General features: G+C 68.7%; 1 protein-coding gene. It reads left to right on the top strand.

Annotated elements, in window-relative coordinates; translation table 11 throughout:
• Positions 1–3,007 (top strand): condensation domain-containing protein (locus tag AB0D14_RS44835; RefSeq protein WP_362791269.1); only part of this gene is annotated, 3,007 nt, incomplete at both ends.

The following is a 3,007-nucleotide window of genomic DNA, read 5'->3' as shown; positions in this document are numbered from 1 at the left end:
GCGAACGGCAAGGTCGACCGGGCGGCGCTGCCCTCGCCGGACGGTGCCCGTCCCGAACTCGGTGGATACATTGCGCCCCGCACCGAGACCGAACAGGCCCTGGCCGACATATGGGCGCGGATACTCCGTGTCGAGCGGGTCGGCGTCGAGGACAACTTCTTCGAACTCGGCGGCGACTCGATCATCAGTATCCAGGTCGTCTCGCGGGCGCGGGATCTGGGCGTGCACATTACGGTGGCGCAGCTGTTCGACGTACAGACAGTTGCCGGCCTCGCTTCGGTGGCGAGTTCGGACAGCTTGGTCACCGCCGAACAGGGCCGCGTAGTGGGTGACTTCCCGCTTTCGCCGGTCCAGCGCCGGTTCCTGGAACGCAACACGCCGGAACAGGGACACTTCAACCAGTCGATGGTGCTGGATGTCACTGAACGGGTCGAGCCGGAGACGTTGCGGGAGGCACTGCAGGCGGTGCTGGAGCAGCACGACGCGCTGCGTTCGCGTTTTGTCCGGGACGGCGACGAGTGGACGGGCCGGATCGTGGCCGCCGAGCCGGCCGAGCTGTTGTGGGTGTGCCACGCGGGCGACGAGCGGGTCCTCGGCGCCGAGGCGCAGTCCGGCCTCGACTTGGCGGACGGACCTTTGCTCAGGGCCGTGCTGTTCGAAGACGGCGACGGTGGCCAACGGCTGCTGATCGTCGTGCACCACCTGGTGATGGACACCGTCTCGTGGCCGATTCTTCTTGAGGACCTGGCACTGGCCTGTACGCGGGGCGAACTGCCCGCCAAAACCACCTCGTTCATGGCCTGGTCACGGCGTCTGGCCGACCTGGCCGACCTGGCCGACCTGGCCGACCCGGCTGAGTCCGCCTACTGGCGCGGGCTGGAAGCGGCCGTCACACCGCTGCCGCGCGACCATGAAGGCCTCAGCTCCAACACCAATGCTCTGGCCCGCGAGGTGCGGGCGGTCCTGGGGCAGGAGCAGACCGAACGCCTGCTGCGTGAGGTGCCGGGGGCCTTCCGGACGCAGATCAACGATGTTCTGCTGAGTGCCCTGGGCGTGGTTCTCACCGAGTGGTGTCAGACGCCTTCGGTCGTGGTGGAGCTGGAGGGTCACGGCCGTGAGGACGTGGGCGCCGACATCGACGTATCGCGGACGGTCGGCTGGTTCACCAGCATGTACCCGGTCATGCTGGCGGGGCTGGACGACGCCGACCTGGGCGCGGTGCTGTGCCGAACCAAGGAGTACCTGCGGGCCGTTCCGCGCAAGGGCCTGGGCTACGGCCTGCTGCGCAACCTGCCTGACTGGACGCCCGCGGGGATGCCCGAGGTGAGCTTCAACTACCTGGGCCGGACGGGACCTCAAGCTCCCGGCGGACCCGGCGGACCCGGTGGGCTTTTCCGCCCATCAGGACCGCCCCTGGGCGAACCCGAGTCGGGGCGAGCCGAACGGCCCAGCCTTCTCACCATCAACAGCCTGATCGCCGACGGCCGTCTGGAGATGGCTTGGACGTACGGCGGTGAGGTCCACGACGAGGCGACGGTCAACGGTTTGGCGCAGCGCTACATCGAGGTGCTGAACGAGCTGATCGACCACTGCTGCCGTCCGGACGTCGGTGGATGCACTCCGTCGGACTTCCCACTGGCGGCCCTCGACCAGGGAAGCGTCGACCGGGTCATCGGGCGCCTTACGACGGTTGCCGAAGACATGTACCCGCTCACCGCCCTGCAACAGGGCATGGTGTTCCACACCGAGTTGGCCGCAGACCCCGGCATGTACTGGGTGCAGAACGGGCTGTCGCTGGAGGGCGAACTGGATCTGGCGGCTCTGCGCCGCGCCTGGGAGCTGGTCTTCGCCCGGCACGAAGTGCTGCGCACCACGGTGGTATGGGACGACGTACCCGAGCCACTGGCCGTGGTGTCACGTTCGGTTCCGCTGCCTCTGCGGGTGCTGGACCTCTCGGACTTGGACGAGGCGGCTCAAGAACAGGCGGTCGCCGACCACATGGCGGCAGACAGCGCGCAGGGCGCAGACTTCTCAGCGCCGACACTCGTCAGGCTGACCGTGGTCAAGCTTGCGGAACAACGGCACCAGGTGGTGTGGGGCTATCACCACCTGCTGCTGGACGGCTGGAGCATCCCGATCGTCCTCGGCGAGGTGCTGGAGGCCTATCACGCCTTCCGCACGGAGCGGCAGCCGCAACTGCCGGCGCGAGCGGCATTCCGTGATTTTGCGGCTTGGGTGGCCGGGCAGGACACGGACGAGGCCCGCCGCTACTGGCGGGAGCAGTTGGACGGAGTCACCGAGGCGGCACCGCTGGGCGTCGAGCGGGCCACGGGCGAGGAGGGACAGGGGCAGGTACCCGTACCGATGGCGGGCGACGGGCTCGCTGCCTTCTCCCGGCGGCACAGGCTGACGCTCAACAGTGTCGTGCAGGGCGCGTGGGCGCTGGTCCTGGCGCTCTACTCCGGCAGCGACGACGTGGTGTTCGGCGTGACGTCGTCGGGTCGGGGCGGCCAACTCGACGGCATGGACTCGATGGTCGGCCTGCTGCTCAACACCACCCCCGTCCGCATCGGTGTCGACCGTGACCGGCCGGTGGTGGAGTGGCTGGCAGCGCTCCAGGACGCGCAGGTGCGTGCGCGGCAGTTCGAGCACACGCCGCTGATGACGATCGCCTCGTGCACCGACCTGCCGTCCGGCCAAGCACTGTTCAACAGTCTCTACGTCTTCGAGAACTACCCGGTCGACGCGTTGGAGGCGGGCCGCGAGCAGTCGGCGGCCGACGGACTGCGGGCCGGCATCGCCCATGGACGCGAACAGGCGAACTACCCGCTGAACCTGATCGCCAGTCATGGCCGTGAACTCATGATCCGGCTGTCCTACGACCGTGCGGCGTTCGACGCGGGGACGATCGAGCGGATGGCCGGGCATCTGGCGGCGGTGCTGGAGGCGGTTTCCCTGGACCGCGGGCAGCGGGTCGGTGACCTGCCGGTGCTGTCCGCTGCGGAGC

The sequence above is a fragment of the Streptomyces sp. NPDC048484 genome (genome assembly GCF_040651415.1).
Lineage (GTDB): Bacteria > Actinomycetota > Actinomycetes > Streptomycetales > Streptomycetaceae > Streptomyces.
Note: the sequence above shows the minus strand (reverse complement) of the source record. Positions and strands in the feature narration are given on the sequence as shown.